At 73.7% G+C, this 16,730-nt stretch carries 13 protein-coding genes; 12 read left to right on the top strand and 1 reads right to left on the bottom strand.

What is annotated here, in order from left to right:
* Positions 1–59: 59 nt before the first annotated feature.
* Entirely contained in the window at positions 60–2,327 is a 2,268-nt protein-coding gene (locus tag A6P39_RS09450) for an MMPL family transporter (RefSeq protein WP_067040877.1), read from the bottom strand.
* Positions 2,328–2,518: 191 nt separating this feature from the next.
* On the opposite strand from A6P39_RS09450, the gene A6P39_RS09445 reads away from it, so the two are divergent.
* The 12 genes from A6P39_RS09445 to pcaB all read left to right on the top strand — a co-directional run bounded on the left by A6P39_RS09445 (position 2,519) and on the right by pcaB (position 16,715).
* A complete protein-coding gene (locus A6P39_RS09445; protein WP_067040875.1) occupies positions 2,519–3,406 on the top strand; it encodes an alpha/beta fold hydrolase in 888 nt (295 codons plus the stop codon).
* Positions 3,407–3,674: 268 nt separating this feature from the next.
* Positions 3,675–5,273 carry a class I adenylate-forming enzyme family protein gene (locus A6P39_RS09440; RefSeq protein ID WP_067040873.1) on the top strand — a complete coding sequence of 533 codons (1,599 nt, stop codon included), beginning with the start codon at positions 3,675–3,677 and terminating at the stop codon, positions 5,271–5,273.
* 6 nt (positions 5,274–5,279) lie between these two features.
* Positions 5,280–6,953: an AMP-binding protein gene (locus A6P39_RS09435; protein WP_067040871.1), complete on the top strand. Its 1,674-nt coding sequence runs from the start codon at positions 5,280–5,282 to the stop codon at positions 6,951–6,953.
* Entirely contained in the window at positions 6,950–7,207 is a 258-nt protein-coding gene (locus A6P39_RS09430) for an acyl carrier protein (protein WP_067040869.1), read from the top strand. The genes A6P39_RS09435 and A6P39_RS09430 overlap by 4 nt, the downstream gene beginning before the upstream one ends.
* Positions 7,204–8,223, top strand: a complete 1,020-nt coding sequence (locus A6P39_RS09425; protein ID WP_107304256.1) for a transglutaminase — start codon at positions 7,204–7,206, stop codon at positions 8,221–8,223. The genes A6P39_RS09430 and A6P39_RS09425 overlap by 4 nt, the downstream gene beginning before the upstream one ends.
* The gene (locus A6P39_RS09420; protein ID WP_067040862.1) at positions 8,220–8,468 is read left to right on the top strand and encodes a phosphopantetheine-binding protein; all 249 of its coding nucleotides are present in this window, start codon (positions 8,220–8,222) and stop codon (positions 8,466–8,468) included. The genes A6P39_RS09425 and A6P39_RS09420 overlap by 4 nt, the downstream gene beginning before the upstream one ends.
* 1 nt (position 8,469) lies before the next feature.
* Positions 8,470–9,987, top strand: coding sequence for a class I adenylate-forming enzyme family protein (locus A6P39_RS09415; protein ID WP_067040859.1), 1,518 nt, complete (start codon positions 8,470–8,472; stop codon positions 9,985–9,987).
* The gene (locus A6P39_RS09410) at positions 9,984–11,114 is read left to right on the top strand and encodes a diiron oxygenase (protein WP_067040856.1); all 1,131 of its coding nucleotides are present in this window, start codon (positions 9,984–9,986) and stop codon (positions 11,112–11,114) included. Before A6P39_RS09415 ends, A6P39_RS09410 begins: the two co-directional genes overlap by 4 nt.
* Before the next feature lie 387 nt (positions 11,115–11,501).
* The gene (locus A6P39_RS09405) at positions 11,502–12,017 is read left to right on the top strand and encodes a PaaI family thioesterase (RefSeq protein WP_067040853.1); all 516 of its coding nucleotides are present in this window, start codon (positions 11,502–11,504) and stop codon (positions 12,015–12,017) included.
* 5 nt (positions 12,018–12,022) lie between these two features.
* Complete coding sequence (locus A6P39_RS09400) at positions 12,023–13,165, top strand: acyl-CoA dehydrogenase family protein (RefSeq protein WP_079133191.1); 1,143 nt, start codon at positions 12,023–12,025, stop codon at positions 13,163–13,165.
* 56 nt (positions 13,166–13,221) lie between these two features.
* Positions 13,222–15,243 carry an FAD/NAD(P)-binding protein gene (locus A6P39_RS09395; RefSeq protein WP_067040852.1) on the top strand — a complete coding sequence of 674 codons (2,022 nt, stop codon included), beginning with the start codon at positions 13,222–13,224 and terminating at the stop codon, positions 15,241–15,243.
* Positions 15,240–16,715, top strand: coding sequence for a 3-carboxy-cis,cis-muconate cycloisomerase (gene pcaB / locus A6P39_RS09390; RefSeq protein ID WP_234378763.1), 1,476 nt, complete (start codon positions 15,240–15,242; stop codon positions 16,713–16,715). The genes A6P39_RS09395 and pcaB overlap by 4 nt, the downstream gene beginning before the upstream one ends.
* Positions 16,716–16,730 lie beyond the last annotated feature (15 nt).

The raw sequence follows: 16,730 nt of genomic DNA, 5'->3' as shown, positions 1-16,730 counted from the left end.
CCTGCGCCGATGCCGCCGGACCCGGGTCCGGCGGCATCGGCGCGTCAAGAGCCGGGCGGTCAGGCCCCGGTCGCGATGGTGTCCCGGTCGGCGGGACGCGCGCTTCGCGCGGGCGCCGCGGCACCGCCGGCGGACGGCTCGGCGAAACCGGCCGGCAGCCACCGCAGCCCGCGCGGCAGGTACCAGTTGGCGTCGCCGAGGAGCTTCATCGTGGCCGGCAGCAGCACGATCCGGACGAACGTCGCGTCGACCAGCACCGCGGTCGCCATGCCGACGCCGGACTCCTTCATGGACAGTTGCGGCAGCGTGCCGAACACACCCGCGACCGCGACCATCACCACGGCCGCACCGGTGACCACCGAGGCCGTACCCCTGATGCCCTGTTCGATGGCCCGGGAGGTGGGCAGCCCGCGGTCGTGGCCCTCGCGGATGCGGCTGACGACGAACACGTGGTAGTCCATCGACAGGCCGAACAGGAACACGAACAGGAACAGCGGCACCCAGGAGGCGATTCCGCCGGTGCTGGTGAAGCCGAGCAGTCCCTCGCCCCAGCCGCGCTGGAAGGTGAGCACCACGATGCCGTAGGCCGCGCCCACCGACAGCAGGTTGAGCACCAGGGTGAAGGCGGCGACCACCAGCGACCGGAACGACACCAGCATCACCACGAAGGTGAACAGCAGCACGAAGCCCGCCACCCACGGGGCCCTGTCCGAGAGGTTCGCGTTGGTGTCGACCGAGGCCGCGGTGGTGCCGCCGACCGCGACCTCGGCCCCGGGGATCGTGCCGAAGGTCTGCGGCACGACCTTGGTGCGCAGGGTCCTGAGCGCGCGCACCGATGCCCCGTCCGTGCCGGTGCCGGCCAGGCCGACGGTCGCGACGGCGACCTTGCCGTCGCCCGAGACGCGGTAGGTCACCGGGCCGCTCAGACCCGGCGTGGAGCCGGCGGCCTCGGTGAAGCGCCGCCGCGCCGCCTCGCCCGCCGGCCCGCCGAGGCCCTCGGCCTTCACCACGACCTTGGCCGGGGCGGACGAACCGGGGAAGGACCGCTGGATCCGCTCGTACGTCTGCAGCACCGGCAGGCTCTTCGCGGGCAGGTCGCTCACGCCCGGGTCCGAGGTGTGCAGCGAGAAGGCCGGCACGACCAGGGCCGCCAGCGCGCCGCCGCACACCGCCAGCGACACGGCCGGACGGCGCAGCACGCCGCCGAGCACCGCACCCCACAGGCCGCGCCGCGCGTCGGCGCCGCCGCCCGGGCGCTCGGCGCGCATCCGCGGCAGCAGCGGCACCCGGCCCTTGTCGATCCGGTGGCCGAGCAGCGAGAGAAGGGCGGGCAGCACGGTCACCGAGCCGAGGACGGCCACGGCCACCACGAGGATCGTCGCGGTCGCCATGCCGTAGAAGATGCCGTTGCCCGAGAGGAAGAGCCCGGCCAGGGAGACGAGGACCGTCAGGCCCGAGACGATGACGGAGCGGCCGGAGGTGGCCGCGGCGGCGCTCACGGCCGCCTGTGTCGCGTTGCCGCGCGCCCGTTCCTCGCGCACCCGGCGGATGTAGAACAGCGAGTAGTCGACGCCGACCGCGATGCCGATCAGCGACATGACGGAGCTGCCGTTCTGGTCGATGTGCACCAGGTGGCTGCTCAGGATGAGCAGTCCGCCGGCGGCGACGACCACGGTGATGGCCAGCACCACGGGGAGCAGCGCGGCCACCAGCGCGCCGAAGGCCACCAGCAGGATGCCGAGCGTCACCGGGAAGGAGATGGTCTCGGCGTTCGTGTAGTCGGTGTTCAGCTTCTGCTCGTACTTGTGGGTGAAGGAGGCCTCGCCGAACTCCTCGACGGCGATGCCCGGGTGGGCCTCGTCCGCCTTCGCCACGGCGTCCAGGACCGGCTGCACCTCCTCCTTGGCCTTGACGGCGTCACCCGCCATGTCGAACTGCACCAGGGCGCTGTGCCGGTCGGCCGAGACAGCGGCGGCGCCGGCCGGATCGAGCGGCGACACCACGTCCCGCACCTTGCCGGTGTCCTCGATCCGCCGCACCACGTCGGTGACGGCCGAGCGGAACCGGGCGGAGTCCGCCCTCGCCCCGTCGCCGTGGACGAACACGACCTCGTGCGCGGGGAGCGTCAGCCCGGCGTCGTGCAGGATCTGCTCCGCGTGCCGGGCCTCGCCGTTGGTCAGCTCGGCGGGGGTCGGCTCCTGCTGGGTGACCATGCCGCCGGCCACGGTGGCCACGACGACGAACGCGAGCCAGAGCAGTACCGCCGCCCACCGGTGCGTGGAACTCCAGCGCCCCGCGGCCTGAGCGAGGCCTCGCCTGCTTGTCACGGTCTTCTCCTCCGTTGAGGGCCAGTCGGCTCCGTCGAGCCGCGCTGGGTCAGGAGAGGCCGGAGCGCGCAAACGTTCCCCGCGTCTTCGAGGGAATCCGATCCGCCGCCGGACGGAACCTTTGGCGCATCGGCCGACTCCTGACAGACCGACCACTTCGCCCAACCCCCCCGGGAGCCCTCGTGGAAACCATGGAGTACAGCACCCCGCCGCTGCCCGAACTGGAAGGAGTGCGCCACCGCTACGTGAGCGTGCGCGGCATCCGCCTGCACGTCGCGGAGGCGGGAGAAGGGGAGCCGGTGGTCCTGCTGCACGGCTTTCCCCAGCACTGGTACGGCTGGCGGCGGCTGGTGCCGCTGCTGTCCGCCCGGTACCGGCTGCTGTGCGTGGACCAGCGCGGCTTCGGCTGGTCCGACACGCCGTCCAAGGGCTACGACACCGACAGCAGGGTGGCCGACGTCCTCGCCCTCCTCGACGAACTGGGCCTCGACCGGGTCCGGCTCATCGGACACGACTGGGGCGCGTGGACCGGATTCCACGTGTGTCTCAAGGCCCCGGAGCGCGTGCGGCACTACCTGGCGCTGAACATGATGCATCCCTGGCCGCTGCACCACAGGCTCATGCCGCAGTCCTGGCGGTTCTGGTACACGGCCCTGCTCGAACAGCCGCTGCTCGGCCGCTGGATGCTGCGCCACCGGCCCGGCTTCACGCGCTACCTCATGCGCAAGGGCGTCGTGGAACAGGCGGTGTGGACGCCCCAGGCGGCCGAGGAGTTCGTGCGCTCCAGCCAGGAGCCCGGGCGGGCCAGGGCCGGGGAGGCGCTGCACCGCGCCTTCGCCCTGCGGGACATCGCACGGCTCGTCCTCGGCCGGTACAAGAAGCTGCGGCTGACCACACCGACCGTCGTCCTCGGGGGCGAGCGGGACTTCATGCTCCCGCCGAGCGTGCTCACGGACGCCGGCCGGCACGCCGACGACCTGCGCGTCGAGATCGTGCCCGGCTGCGGCCACTACCTCCACGAGGAGCGGCCCGACCTCGTGGCCGCGGTCGCCGAGGACCTCTTCAGCGACCACCGCTGACCTGCCGCACGGCCCGCGGACGCCCCCTGTACGTCCGCGGCCGTGCCGTCCCGCGGCCTGGCAGAGCGGGGCACCACCGGAGCGCAGGCGTCCGGAAATTCTCGAATTCCGGTGGAGTGCATCGGCCGGATCCCGCCTCTTGTCTCATGTCGGACGCTCCCGGCCCACGGTGAGCGGCCCCGGCCATCCCCCCGCGCACGAACCGCCTCATCCGGGCACGCCCCGCGCTGCCCGCACGTCATCGCCAGGCCGAGCAGAGGGAACCGCCATGCCCGACATATCCGCACTCAAGCTCGACGATGTGCCCCAGCCGACCGCACCGCTCGGAATCCTCCCGGCCGTCGCGGCGGAGAAGTACCCCGACACTCCTTTCCTCTCCGACACGCCGTGGCGCACCTACGACCGTCCGGTCCGCACCTTCGCCGAGTTCGCCCGGGCGATCGACGACTACGCCGACCGGCTCTGGGCCGGGGGTATCCGCCGCGGGGACGTCGTCGCCGTGGTGCAGCGCAACCACATCGAGGTCGAGGCGGTGATGTGCGCCCTCGGAAAGATCGGGGCGCTGCCCGCCCTGCTGTCCTGCGCCATGGAGAGCGGAGAGCTGCTCGAGTGCTTCGCACGCCTCGAGAACCCCTACCTCCTCGTGGACCTCGCCGGCCTGTCGAAGGTCGCCGAGCACCGGCACGCGCTGCGGCAGCTGACCCGCAACGTGCTGTGCCTGCAGGAGACGGACGAGAAGTGGGTCGTACCGCTGCAGGAGCGGCTCGCGCACAGCGCCGATCCGCGCGACGAGGACGAGTGGTTCGTCATCACGCACTCCTCGGGCACCACCGGCGCGCCCAAGATGGCCGCGCACTCCACCCGTTCACTGTTCGGCATGGTCGCCCCGATGATCATGATCTTCCGCGACCAGTACTCGCCGCAGGACCTGAACGCCAAGCACCTGTCCTTCGTGCACGCCCGCACCTGCGCCGGCACGCTCGCCTCGCTGGAGACCGCGATGCCCGCGCTGGCCATCGCCGACCCGGACCCGGCGAACGTCAAGCGGCTGATGCTCGAGCACCGCCCGACGTCCATCGAGACCCACCCGAACGTCTACATCCAGTGGGAGCCCCTCGCCCACGACCCGGAGCGCCCCTTCCAGCACGTCGAGAGGTTCATCTCCACGTTCGACGCGATGCACCCGCGCACCGTGCGCACCCTGCTGAACGCCTCGGAACACCCGCGCGCCCACTACTTCCAGGCGTACGGCCAGACCGAGTCGGGCCCCATCTGCCTGCGCATCGTCACCCGCGACGAGTCCGCCGACTATTCGCCGCGCAACGTCGGCCACACCGGCGGCGGGATGGAGATCCGCATCGTTGACGCCCATGGTGTCCCGCAGCCGGCGAACACGCCCGGCTTCATCGAGACCCGCTCCCCGGGGCGGATGCGCGGATACGTCGGCGGCGGACCCATGCCGCCCGAGGACTCCTGGTGGCCCATGGGCGACATCGGCCGCCTGCTCGACGACGGCTCCCTGGAGCTGCTCGACCGCATCGTGGAGCACGTCGACGGGGTCGGCAGCCTCCTGGAGGCGGAGGACCACCTGCTGGAGGCGCTGCCCGAACTCGTCGAACTGGTCCTGGTCAAGGACGAGGACGACAGCTCCGTCTTCGCCGTGGCCTGTCCGCGCCCGGGCACCACGCCCGATCCGCAGCGGTTCGGCGCCGTCGCCGCCGAGGCCGGGCTGCCCGGCCTGCAGGTCCGCTTCTGGGAGTGGGAGGCCATGCCCGTCACCGGCTCCTACAAGGTCCGCAGGTCCGTGCTGCGCCGCATGCTCGCCGGCCGCATCCACCGCACCGCCACCGCCCGGAAGGAGGCCTGAGCCCCCATGACACACCTGTGGTACGAACTCTCCCGCGCACTGCGCGACGAGACCCTGCTGCACACCCCTTCGCGCGCGGAGGAACCCGTCTCGGGCCGCGCCCTGTTCGACCGTGCCGAGCGCACCGCGGGCGCCCTGCTCGCCGCGTGCGGCGGGCGCACCCCGCGCCGGGTGGGCCTGCTCATGGCCAACGGCGAACCGTGGGTGCGCGGCCTGCTCGCCGCGCTCCGGCTCGACGCCGCGGCCGTGCCGCTGGCACTGCCGGTGGCCTTCGGCGGCGCGGACGCCTACGCCGCACACGTGCGGCGCATCGCGGACGACGCCTCGCTGGACGCCATGCTCGTCGACGGCAGCGTCGGCGGCCGGATCACCTCCCGCGTCGCCGAGGCCGTCCCCGGCCTGCCGTTCCTCGACATCGCCGAACCCCCCGCCGCCCGCGAGGAGTTGCCCGCCCCGGCCGGCGGCGGCGCGGCCCCCGCGGTCATCCAGTACACCTCCGGCAGCACCTCGGCGCCCAAGGGCGTCGTGGTGAGCCACGACAACATCTCGGCCGGACTCGACGCGATCGAGGCCGGCACCCTGTGGCAGCCGGAGGACCGGCTCGGCGAATGGCTGCCGCTCTTCCACGACATGGGCCTGTTCACGCTGCTCGCGGCGCTGCGCATGGGCTCGGCCATCACCCTGTGGCAGCCCGGCGACTTCGTGCGCCGCCCCATGCAGTGGCTCGCCGAGTTCGCCGCGGCGCGCTGCACCATCCAGCCGGCTCCGAACTTCTTCTACGACTACCTGGTCGCGGCCGCCGCCAAGGGCATCCCCGACGGCCTCGACCTGTCGGCGTGGCGCTACGGCGGCAACGGTTCCGAGCCGGTGCGCCGCTCCAGCCTCGAGGCGTTCCAGCGGACCTTCGCCCCCTACGGGCTGCGTCCCCAGGTCGTCCAGCCCAACTACGGCCTCGCCGAAGCCACGTTGATCGTCAGCACCGGCGCGCCCGGATCCGCCTACCGCAGCCTCGAGGTCGAGCGCTCCAGCCTGTCCCCCGGCGGCCGCGTCGAGCAGAGTGCCGAGCCCGGCCCCACCACCCGCACCGTCGTCTCCTGCGGCACCCCCGTCGAGGGCGTCGAGCTGCGCATCGGCGACGCCGACGGCACCGCGCTCGAGGAGGGCGTCGTCGGCGAGGTGCAGATCGGCGGCGGGCCCGTGACGTCCGGCTACCTGGGCCTGCCGGCCGACCGGCAGCCGTTCACGCCCGACGGGATGCTGCGCACCGGCGACATCGGCTTCCTCCGCGACGGCGAGCTGTACGTCATGGGCCGCCTGAAGGCGATGGCCGTCGTCCGCGGCCAGAACTACTACGCCGAGGACGTCGAGGAGATCGTCAAGGCCACCCCCGGGGTCGACCGCCGGCACTGCGCCGCCTTCGCCTGGGACGCGGACGGAGAGGAGCGCATGGTCGTGATCTGGGAGACCAGGCTCGACGCCGGCACGGCGCAGGCCGTCGGCGAGGCCATCCGCACCCGGCTGGCCGAACACCTCGGCCTCACCGCCGTGGAGACCCTCGCGGTCTCCCCCCAGACCCTCCCGTTCACCAGCTCCGGAAAGGTCAAGCGCTCCGGCGCGGCCGACCTGTACCGGCAGCACAAGTCCGCAACCACCACCGCACCGGAAGGACAGCACTCGTGAGCGTCACCGCGACCCTGGAGATCGTCGTACGGGCCCTGGCCGCGCAGGCGCAGGTCGCCGAGTCGTCCATCGACCCCGACAAGCCGCTGTCGGCCGTGCCGGGCATCGAGTCCGTCAAGGCCCTGCGCGCCATCACCGACATCGAGGACGAGTGCGAGGTCGTCATCCCCGACGACTTCCTCTTCGAGAGCGCGACCGTGCGCGAACTCGCCGACTTCGTGGCGAAGCTGGCGCGGGAGGGAAGCTCGCTGTGACCGTGGAGACCGCCGCGTCGCACGCGCTGCTCGGCGCACTCGACCGGTTCAGGGTCGCGCCGGCGGACGTGGCCCGCTACGACACCGACACCGCGACCGCGGCGCGCGCCCTGCGCGCCGCACCCGAACAGGTGGCCCGGCTCGCCGACGAGGGACTGCCGCACGTCGTCGACTCCCGGCGGGGCCCGCTGTTCGACTACGACGACCTGATGAACGTCGGCATGTTCTGCGGCACCGGCCAGACCGTGCCCGAACTCGGCCTGCGCTTCCTGATGCGCTTCGCGGCCTCGTCGCGGGCCGGCTGGTTCGCGCCCCGCGACTGGGAGGTCGGCGTCCACCCGTCCCGCACGGCCGGCGGTGAGGCAGCACCGGCCCTCTCGGCGGTGGGCGGGGGACCGGCGGTGACCGTCCGGGTCCCCGACCTGTCCGCGCCCGGCGTGGAACTGCTCGCCGGCGGACCGTTCGACGAGCCGCTCGGCCCGTCCGGCTACACGGCGGCCATCCGCCTGACCGGCGCGGAGCACACGGTGCGCGACCCGCGCATCCTTGCGGCCTGGTCCGAGGTCGTCGACGGCCTCGCCTCCCGCCGCGTCGTCTACCAGACGGTCCCCGAGCCGCTGCGCGCGGACCACCACCGCGCCTGGGAACTCGGCATCGCCGACTGCGTGGTCGCCTCGCGGCTGCTCACCGACCGGCTGCGCGCGGCCGGCCTTCAGGCGACGGCCCGGCGCGGCTACCTGCTCGGGCTCTTCGGCAGCGACCACGCCTGGTGCGACGTCGTCGAGGACGGCGTGCACAAGTCGCTCGACCCGGTGTTCGCCTTCGTCGCCACCGTCGGCGACGAGCGCGGGGTGGAGAAGTCGCCCGAGTTCGCCGCCGCCTGTTTCGGCAGCCGCTTCAACCGGCTGCTGCCGTGCCGCACCGACAGCGCCGAACCCCTCGTGTACTTCGACGGCGAACCCGCGCCCTACTGGGCGATGGCCGGTGTCGGCGCCCGCCCGAGGAGGACCGCATGACCGCCGTACGCTCCCTGGAGGCCGTACGCGCCCTGATCGGGCGCAGCCTCGAGCACCCCACCCTGCTGGACCGCCTCGGCGACGACGACGACTTCGCCCGGGCGGGCATCGGCTCGGGCGAACTGATCCGGATCGCGCTGAGCCTGGAGGACGAACTCGCCCGGCCCCTCGGCGACGAGGAACTGCTCGGGCTCACCTCGGTGCGCGCCGTCGCCGCCGTGCTCGGCGCGGGGGAGGCGGGCTGACATGTGGCTCAACCACGTGGTGCGGCGCGGACTGGACCGGGACGCCGACGCCCTCGCTCTGCGCGACGGCCGGCGCGACGTCAGCTGGCGCGCACTGCACCGCGACATGCGGGCGCTGGCCTGCCGGCTGCGCCACGACACACTGCCGGGCAGCCGCGTCCTCGTGCTCAGCGACAACCGCGTCGAGGTGCTGGAGACCTACCTCGCCTGCGCCGCCGCGGGCCTGGTCGCGGTGCCGGTCAACCCGGCGCTGACCGACCCGGAGATCGGCGCGATCATGGAGTCCGTCGAGCCGTCGGCGGCCGTCGCCGAGGAGGGCTACGCGGCCCGCCTGGGCGACCTGTACCCGGGACTGCCCGTCACCGACATCGCGACGATCCCCGAGCTTCCGGACGCCGGCGAGGAGTTCACGGGCGAGGCGGCCAGCGGACCGGCCGACCCGGTGCTGATCCTGCACACCTCGGCGACGACCGGGCGGGCCAAGGGCGTCGTCGTCGACCAGCGTTCGCTGCAGACCAACGCCCTGTCCTGGCTCGCCGACGTCCGCCCGGAGCCCGGCACCGTGTTCCTCAACGCCGGGCCGCTGTTCCACGGCAGCGTCGTGATCGCCCTGGACCACCTGGCCGCCGGCGGCACGGTCTGCGTCCTGGACCGTTTCACACCGCAGGGCTGCCTGGCCGCCCTGGAGCGCTGGGAGGTGGAGCACGCCTTCCTCGTCCCGTCCATGGTCCGGCTGCTGCTGCAGACCAAGAGCCTGGCGGGCACGGACCTGTCCCGGCTGCGGCTGCTGCTGCACGGCGCCGCCCCGATGCCCGGGGACCTCGCCCGCGAGGCACGGGAGCGGCTCGGCGCCGACCTGCAGACCATCTTCGGGATCACCGAGGGCGGCGGCCCCGTGCTCACGCTCCGCCCGGGCACCGACGCCGGGCAGCCCCCGGTGCCGGGAGCCGTGTGCGTGGGGGTCCCGATGCTCGGCGCGGGCCTGCGCATCACCGACGGCCAGGGGCGCGAGGTGCCCGCGGGCGTCGTCGGCGAGATCCAGGTCAGCGGCGACGGGCTGATGCAGGCCTACTGGAAGAACCCGGAGGCCACCGGGGACGTGCTGCGCGAGGGCTGGCTCAACACCCATGACCTCGGCTGCCTCGGCGCCGACGGTCTGGTCTGGGTCGTCGACCGGCGCAACGACCTGATCCTGCGCGGCGGGCAGAACGTGTACCCGGCCGAGATCGAGCACGTCCTGCGGCAGTCCCCGAACGTCGCCGACGTCGTCGTCGTACCCCTGCCGTCGGACCTGTGGGGGCAGACGCCCGTGGCGTTCGTGCAGGCCGCCGCGGACGGCAGGTTCGACCCGGCGGAGCTGCTGCAGCTGTGCCTGGACGGGCTCGCCCCGTACAAACGGCCCAGCCACTTCCTGCCCCTGGAGCGCATCCCGCGCAATCCGGCGGGCAAGGCGCTCCGTGCCGACCTGCGCGAGATCGCCCACCAGACGCTCATCGCGGACAGGGAGCACACCGCATGACCACCACCGACTACACCCGTCCCGAGGTCCTGACGGACCTCGCCGGCGAGTGGGCCGTCCCGGTGCACGGCAACGCCGTCATCCAGTGGGACTACGACCAGCGCAACGACAAGCTCGTGCGGCTGTACAAGCAGGGCAAGCAGCGGCAGTGGGACATGGACGAACGGCTCGACTGGGACCACGAGGTGGACCCGGACGACCCGCTCGGCCTGCCCGACGAGTTCATCTCCATCGCCGGGTCCAAGCTGTGGGACCGCCTGCCCGAGAGCGAGCGGCGCGTCGTGCGCCGGCACAGCAGCGGCTGGCTGTACTCGCAGTTCCTGCACTCCGAGCAGGCCGCGCTGATCGCGGTCGGCAAGATCCTGCTCACCGTGCAGGACCTCGACTCCAAGCTGTACGCGGCCACCCAGATGATGGACGAGGCCCGCCACGTGGAGGGCTTCAACCGCTTCCTGCACACCAAGATCGGCCTGCGGTACGGGCTGTCGCCGTCGATCTCCGCGATGTTCGAGCAGGCGATGCGCGAACCGCGCTGGGACTTCGGGGTGCTGGCGGCGCACATCCTCGTGGAGAACATGGGCCTGGCCACGTTCGGCGTGCACCGTGAGCGGCTGAAGGATCCGCTGGCGCGGGCGTTCAGCGCGTACGTCGCCCGGGACGAGGCCCGGCACGTGGCCTTCGGGCGGCTGCTGCTGCGGGAGTACTACCCGCAGCTGTCCGAGGCGGAGCTCAAGGAACGCGAGGACTTCGTCGTCGAGGGCTGCTGGGCACTGCGCGACCGGTACGTCGACGACGAGATCTGGAACACGCTGGGGTACGGCGAGGAGGCGGTCAGGGCGTCGCGGCGCTCGCCCGCCAAGCGGGAGTTCCGGCGCCTGGTCTTCATGCGGATCGTGCCCGGTCTGAAGGAGATCGGGATGTTCGGGCCGCGGGTGCAGGAGGCGCTGGCCAAGATGGGCGTCCTCGGCTTCCACGAGGTGGACGAGGAGGCGCTGCGCGCCCTCGACGACCAGGCCGCCGTCGACGCCCTGACCCGCAGCGAGATGGAGCTGCGCCGCCGCGACATCCAGCAGGTCGCCGACCTCGGCGGTGCCGCCGCGTCCGACGCCGTGGCGCCCGCCCCCTGAACCGGGCCGCCGCCGCCCCGGAGTACGTCCCCCGGCTCCGCGGGCGGCGGCGGCCCCACCCAGGGGGTGTCGTCCGGACCGTCCCGGCGTCCGCACGACACCCCTGGCCCGGCCGGCTCCTGAAAACGCGGTCCCGCAGCGCCGCCCCGGGCGCGGTGCGCCGCAGGGGCCCGGCTCCGTCCCGCGTGCGGCGCCCGGCCGCGGACCGATGGGCGGCGGGCCGCGGTCTGCCGGGCCGCCGCGTCGTGGACGGTGCGCCCACGCCGCCCGCAGCCGCGCACCGCGGGCCCCCGCGCACGGCCCGGTCCCCTGGGCCGCAGCGGTGGAGCTGCGCCGCCCCACGCGTACAGCGCGCGCCCCTGTTCCCTGGAGACACGGAGTGTCAGCATGCTCGAGACCACCCCGCCACCTGCTCGTCCCACCCGGCTGCGCGGGCTCGCGCCCGCCGGTGCGGACACCAGCGGACGCCGTGTGCTCGCCGGCCTGGCCGACGGCACGGTGGCCGATCCGCCGGCGGCCCGTACGCTCGCCCTGCCGCCCGCGACCTCGTGGCTGCCGGGCCTGATCACCTGTGAGACCGCGTTCGACGAGCAGCTGACCCTCACCCCGGGCGTCGTCTTCGGCGGCTGGATCGCCTGCCTGGTCGACCACTTCGCCGGGCTGGTGATGCTGTCGGCGATCCCGAACGGCTCCGGGTTCCTCACCGCCGGGCTGTCCGTCGCCTACCACGCCCCGCTGGTGCCCGGACCCGTCACCATCGAGACGGAGCTGACCAGTTGCTCCTCCCGCCGCGCCGTCGCCGAGGTCCGCTTCGTCCAGCACGGCACCCGTGCCTGCACCGGCACCGTGGAGCAGATCATCCACCGCACGGCGCCGGCCGCGGCCGGCCGGACGGCGGGGTGAGCGGCGTGCGCGAGAGCGAACTCACCGAGGACCACCGCGACTTCCGGGCGATGGTGCGCGACTTCGTGGAACACGAGATAGTGCCGCACCACGCCGCCTGGGAGCGCGCCGGACTCGTCGACCGCGAGGTGTGGCGCGGCGCCGGCAAGCTCGGGCTGCTCGGCATCGACGTACCCGAGGAGTACGGCGGCGGCGGGGTGCGCGACTTCCGCTACCAGGTCATCATCAGCGAGGAGATCATGCGCGTGGGCGCGACCGGCGTCGGCTTCGCGCTGCACAACGACGTGGTCGCCCCCTACCTCCTCGGCCTCGCCACCGACGAGCAGAAGCGGCGCTGGCTGCCGGGTTTCTGCTCCGGCGAGCTGATCACCGCCATCGCGATGACGGAGCCGGAGGCCGGCAGCGACCTGCAGTCCGTCCGTGCCACCGCGTATCCCGACGGCGACGACTACGTCCTCAAGGGCGCCAAGACGTTCATCACCAACGGCATCCACGCCGACCTGGTGATCGTGGTGGCCCGCACCCGGCCCGGCCGGGGCGCGCGCGGCCTGAGCCTGCTCGTGGTCGAGCGCGGCATGCCCGGCTTCACCCGCGGCCGCAAGCTCGAGAAGATCGGCATGGCCGCGCAGGACACCGCCGAGCTGTTCTTCGACGACGTCCGGGTCCCCGCCGCCAACCTGCTCGGCCGCCCCGGCCACGCCTTCCTGCACCTGGCGGCCAACCTCCCGCAGGAACGCCTCGGCATCGCCGCCTACGCGGTGGCCGCCGCCGAGACCGCCTTCACCCAGACCCTCGAGTACTGCAAGAGCCGTACCGCCTTCGGGCAGCCGATCGGCGCCTTCCAGCACGTCCGCTTCGAACTCGCCGAGATGGCCACCGAGTTGGACGTCGCCCGCACCTACGTCGACCGGGCCGTCGCCGAACACAACGCGGGCCGCCTCGACGCGGTCGCCGCCGCCAAGGCCAAGTGGTGGGCCACCGACGTCCAGCGCCGGGTGCTCGACCGCTGCGTCCAACTGCACGGCGGCTACGGCTACATGCGCGAGACCCCGGTGGCCAGGGCGTTCGTCGACAACCGTGTGCACCCCATCTACGGCGGCACGAACGAGATCATGAAGGAGATCATCGGCCGCGATCTCGGCGTCTGAGCATCCCGGCTCCCCGGTGAGCCGCATGCACCCTCTTCAGTGAAACGGATACGCCTGTGAGCGAAACGCAGCTCGAAGTCTGCGTCATCGGTGCCGGCCCCCGCGGCCTGTCGGTCCTCGAGCGGCTGTGCGCCAACGCCCGCGAACGCGCCCTGGGCACCGAGGTCGTGGTCCACCTCGTCGACCCCTGCCGGCCCGGCGCCGGCCGGGTGTGGCGCACCGACCAGTCACACCTCCTGCTGATGAACACCGTCGCCTCCCAGGTGACCCTGTTCACCGACCCGAGCGTCCGGATGGCGGGTGAACTCGCGCCCGGACCCAGCCTCTACGAGTGGGCGCGCGCCATCGCGCTCATGGGCGACCCGGCGGGCGACGACACCGCCCTCGACGACCAGGTGCTCGCCGAGGCCCGCGACCTGACGCCCGACGCGTATCCGACGCGCGCGTTCTACGGCCACTACCTGCGCTGGGTGTTCGCCCGAGTGGTGCGCACCGCCCCGGAGCACGTCGGCATCGTCGTCCACCCCCTGCGCGCGGTGCGGCTCCAGGAGCGGCCGGACGGCCGCCAGTGCGTGACGCTCGCCAACGGCACCCGCATCGACGGCCTGGACGCCGTGGTGATGGCCCAGGGCCACGTCCCGGTGCACGCGGACGAGACACAGACGCAACTGGCCGCCTTCGCCCGGGAGCACTCCCTCACCTACGTCCCTCCGGTCAACCCGGCCGACATCGACCTGTCCCACGTGGCACCCGGCGAGAAGGTCGCCCTGCGCGGACTCGGCCTCGCCTTCTTCGACCACATGGTGCAGTTCACCGTCGGCCGCGGCGGCACGTTCGAGCGCACCGAGGGCGCAGGGCTGGTCTACCACCCCTCGGGCCGCGAACCGGTCCTGTACGCGGGCTCGCGCCGGGGGGTGCCGTACCACTCCCGCGGCGCCAACCAGAAGGGCGCCCACGGCCGGCACGAACCGCTGCTGCTCACCCCTGCCAGGATCGCCGGGCTGCGGGCGGCCGCCGGGCGGGGCGGAGTCGACTTCGTGCGCGACCTGTGGCCGCTGATCGCCAAGGAGGCCGAGACCGTCTACTACACGGCACTGCTGACCCGCCGCTCGTGCGTGTGCGTGGGCCGCTCGTTTCGCGACGACAGCCTCGCCACCGGCTGGGACACCCCCGAGGAGACCGCCGTACTCGACCGGTACGGGATCGCGCCCGCCGAGCGCTGGGACTGGCGGCGCATCGCCCGCCCCTACGGCGACCAGGCCCTCTCCGACCCCGGTCAGTGGCGGTCCTGGCTCCTCGGCGCACTGCGGCGCGACGTCGCCGAGTCGGCGCTGGGCAACGTGGACGGCCCCCTCAAGTCCGCCCTCGACGTGCTCAGGGACCTGCGCAACGAGATCCGCCTCGTCATCGACCACGGCGGACTCACCGGCTCCTCGCACCGCGAGCATCTCGAGCGCTGGTACACGCCGCTGAACGCGTTCCTGTCCATCGGCCCGCCGCCCAGCCGCATCGAGGAGATGACCGCGCTCATCGAGTCGGGCGTCCTGCGCGTCCTCGGTCCCGGCATGCGCGTGGACACTGACGGACAGGCCGGGGTGTTCGTCGTCGACTCGGCCGAGGTGCCCGGATCCCGGGCCGCGGTGACCTGCCTGGTGGAGGCCCGGTTGCCCGAGCCGGACCTGCGCCGGACCACGGATCCGCTGCTGCGCCACCTGGCCGCCACCGGCCAGTGCCGCCCCTTCGTGGTGGCCGACGCCGAGCACGGGGACCACGAGACGGGCGGTGTGTCCGTCACCAGGCGTCCCTACCACCTGGTGGCGGCCGACGGCCGGCCGCATCCGCGCCGCTTCGCCTACGGAGTCCCGACCGAGTCCGTCCACTGGGTGACCGCCGCGGGCGTGCGGCCCGGGGTCGACTCCGTGACGCTCGGCGACTCCGACGCGATCGCGCTGGCCCTGCTCGCCCTGGCCGCCCCCGCCCCTGCCCCCGTCGCCCCGGAGGGATCGGCACCACCGGTCACCCCGGGCCCGCGCCCCCGCCAGGAGCCCGCCCGCACGGCCCGTCAGGAGACCGAGTGAGCACCGCCCGCGACCCCCTGCCCCTGCCCGCGCCCCTGCCCTCCTGTGCCGAACCGGCCCTGGCCGACACCGGTCTGCTGTCGCCCGTCCGCGCGGGCTGCCCGGCCGAGGCCGCCACGAGCGACGCCGCCTGCCTGCAGGCCATGCTCGACGCGGAGGCGGCCCTCGCCCGCGTCCAGGCCGGCCTCGGCACGGTGCCGCAGCGGGCCGCCCGCGTCATCACGGCATGCGCCCGGGCCGAGCACTTCGACGCGCGGGCCCTGGCCGTTGCCGCACGCGCCGCGGCGAACCCGGTCGTCGCCCTCGTCCGGGTGCTCGGCGAGGCCGTGGCCCGCACGGACCCCGACGCCGCGCACTTCGTGCACCAGGGCTCCACCAGCCAGGACGTCCTCGACACCGCTTTGATGCTGGTCGCGGCCCGGACCGCCGAGACGATCCTCACCGATCTGGACCGCACCGCCGACGCGCTCGCCGCCCTCGCCGAGCGGCACCGCGACACCCCCATGGCCGCGCGCACCCTCGGCCGGCACGCCGTGCCCACCACCTTCGGGCTCAAAGCCGCCGGCTGGCTCCAGGGCGTCCTCGACGCCGCCGAGCGGCTGCGGCGCGTCCGCGAGAGCGGGCTGCCCGTCCAACTCGGCGGCGCGGCCGGCACGCTGGCCGGATACCTGGAGTACGCGCGCTCGGCCGCCGGACTCACCCCGGACGCCGTCGACCAGTACGCCCGCCGGCTGCCCGCCGCCTACGCCGCCGAACTCGGCCTCGCCGAACCGGCCACCCCCTGGCACACCGTGCGCACCCCGCTCGCCGACCTGGCGGCCGCGCTCACCCTCACCGGCTCCGCCCTCGGCACCTTCGCGGCCGACGTACAGCTGCTCTCGCGCACCGAGACGGCGGAGGTCAGCGAACCGGCCACCGGCACGCGCGGCACGTCCTCCGCCATGCCGCACAAACGCAACCCGGCCCTCGCCGCCCTCGTGCGGTCGGTCGCCTACCAGCTTCCGGGTCTCGCGAGCACCCTCGCCCAGGCGGCCGTCATGGACGACGAGCGCCCCGCCGGCGCCTGGCACGCCGAGTGGGAGCCGCTGCGCACCGCCCTGCGGCTGACCGGGGGAGCCGCGCACACGGCGGCCGAGCTGGCCGAGGGCCTGAGCGTGCACGCCGACCGGATGCACGCCAACCTCGGCCTCACCCAGGGCCTGGTGGTCTCCGAACGCCTCGCGGCCGCGCTCTCGCCCGATCTCGGCAGGGCCCCCGCCAAGGCCCTGGTCTCCGCGGCCTGCGCGCGGGCGGCGAGCGAGTCACGCCCGCTGGCGGACGTCCTGGCCACCGCCCCCGAACTCACCGGACGGCACGACGGCGAGGCGCTGCACGCCCTGTGCGACCCCGAGCAGTACACCGGCGCGGCCCGCCTGCTCGTGGACCGCGTCCTCGCCCGGCTCCGCACCACGCGCCCCCGCGACCGCGGCTGACCCACCCGCCCGCAG

It is taken from the genome of Streptomyces sp. FXJ1.172, assembly GCF_001636945.3.
Taxonomy (GTDB): Bacteria; Actinomycetota; Actinomycetes; order Streptomycetales; family Streptomycetaceae; genus Streptomyces.
The sequence above is the reverse complement of the archived record's forward strand: the minus strand, read 5'-3'. Positions and strand labels throughout refer to the sequence as shown.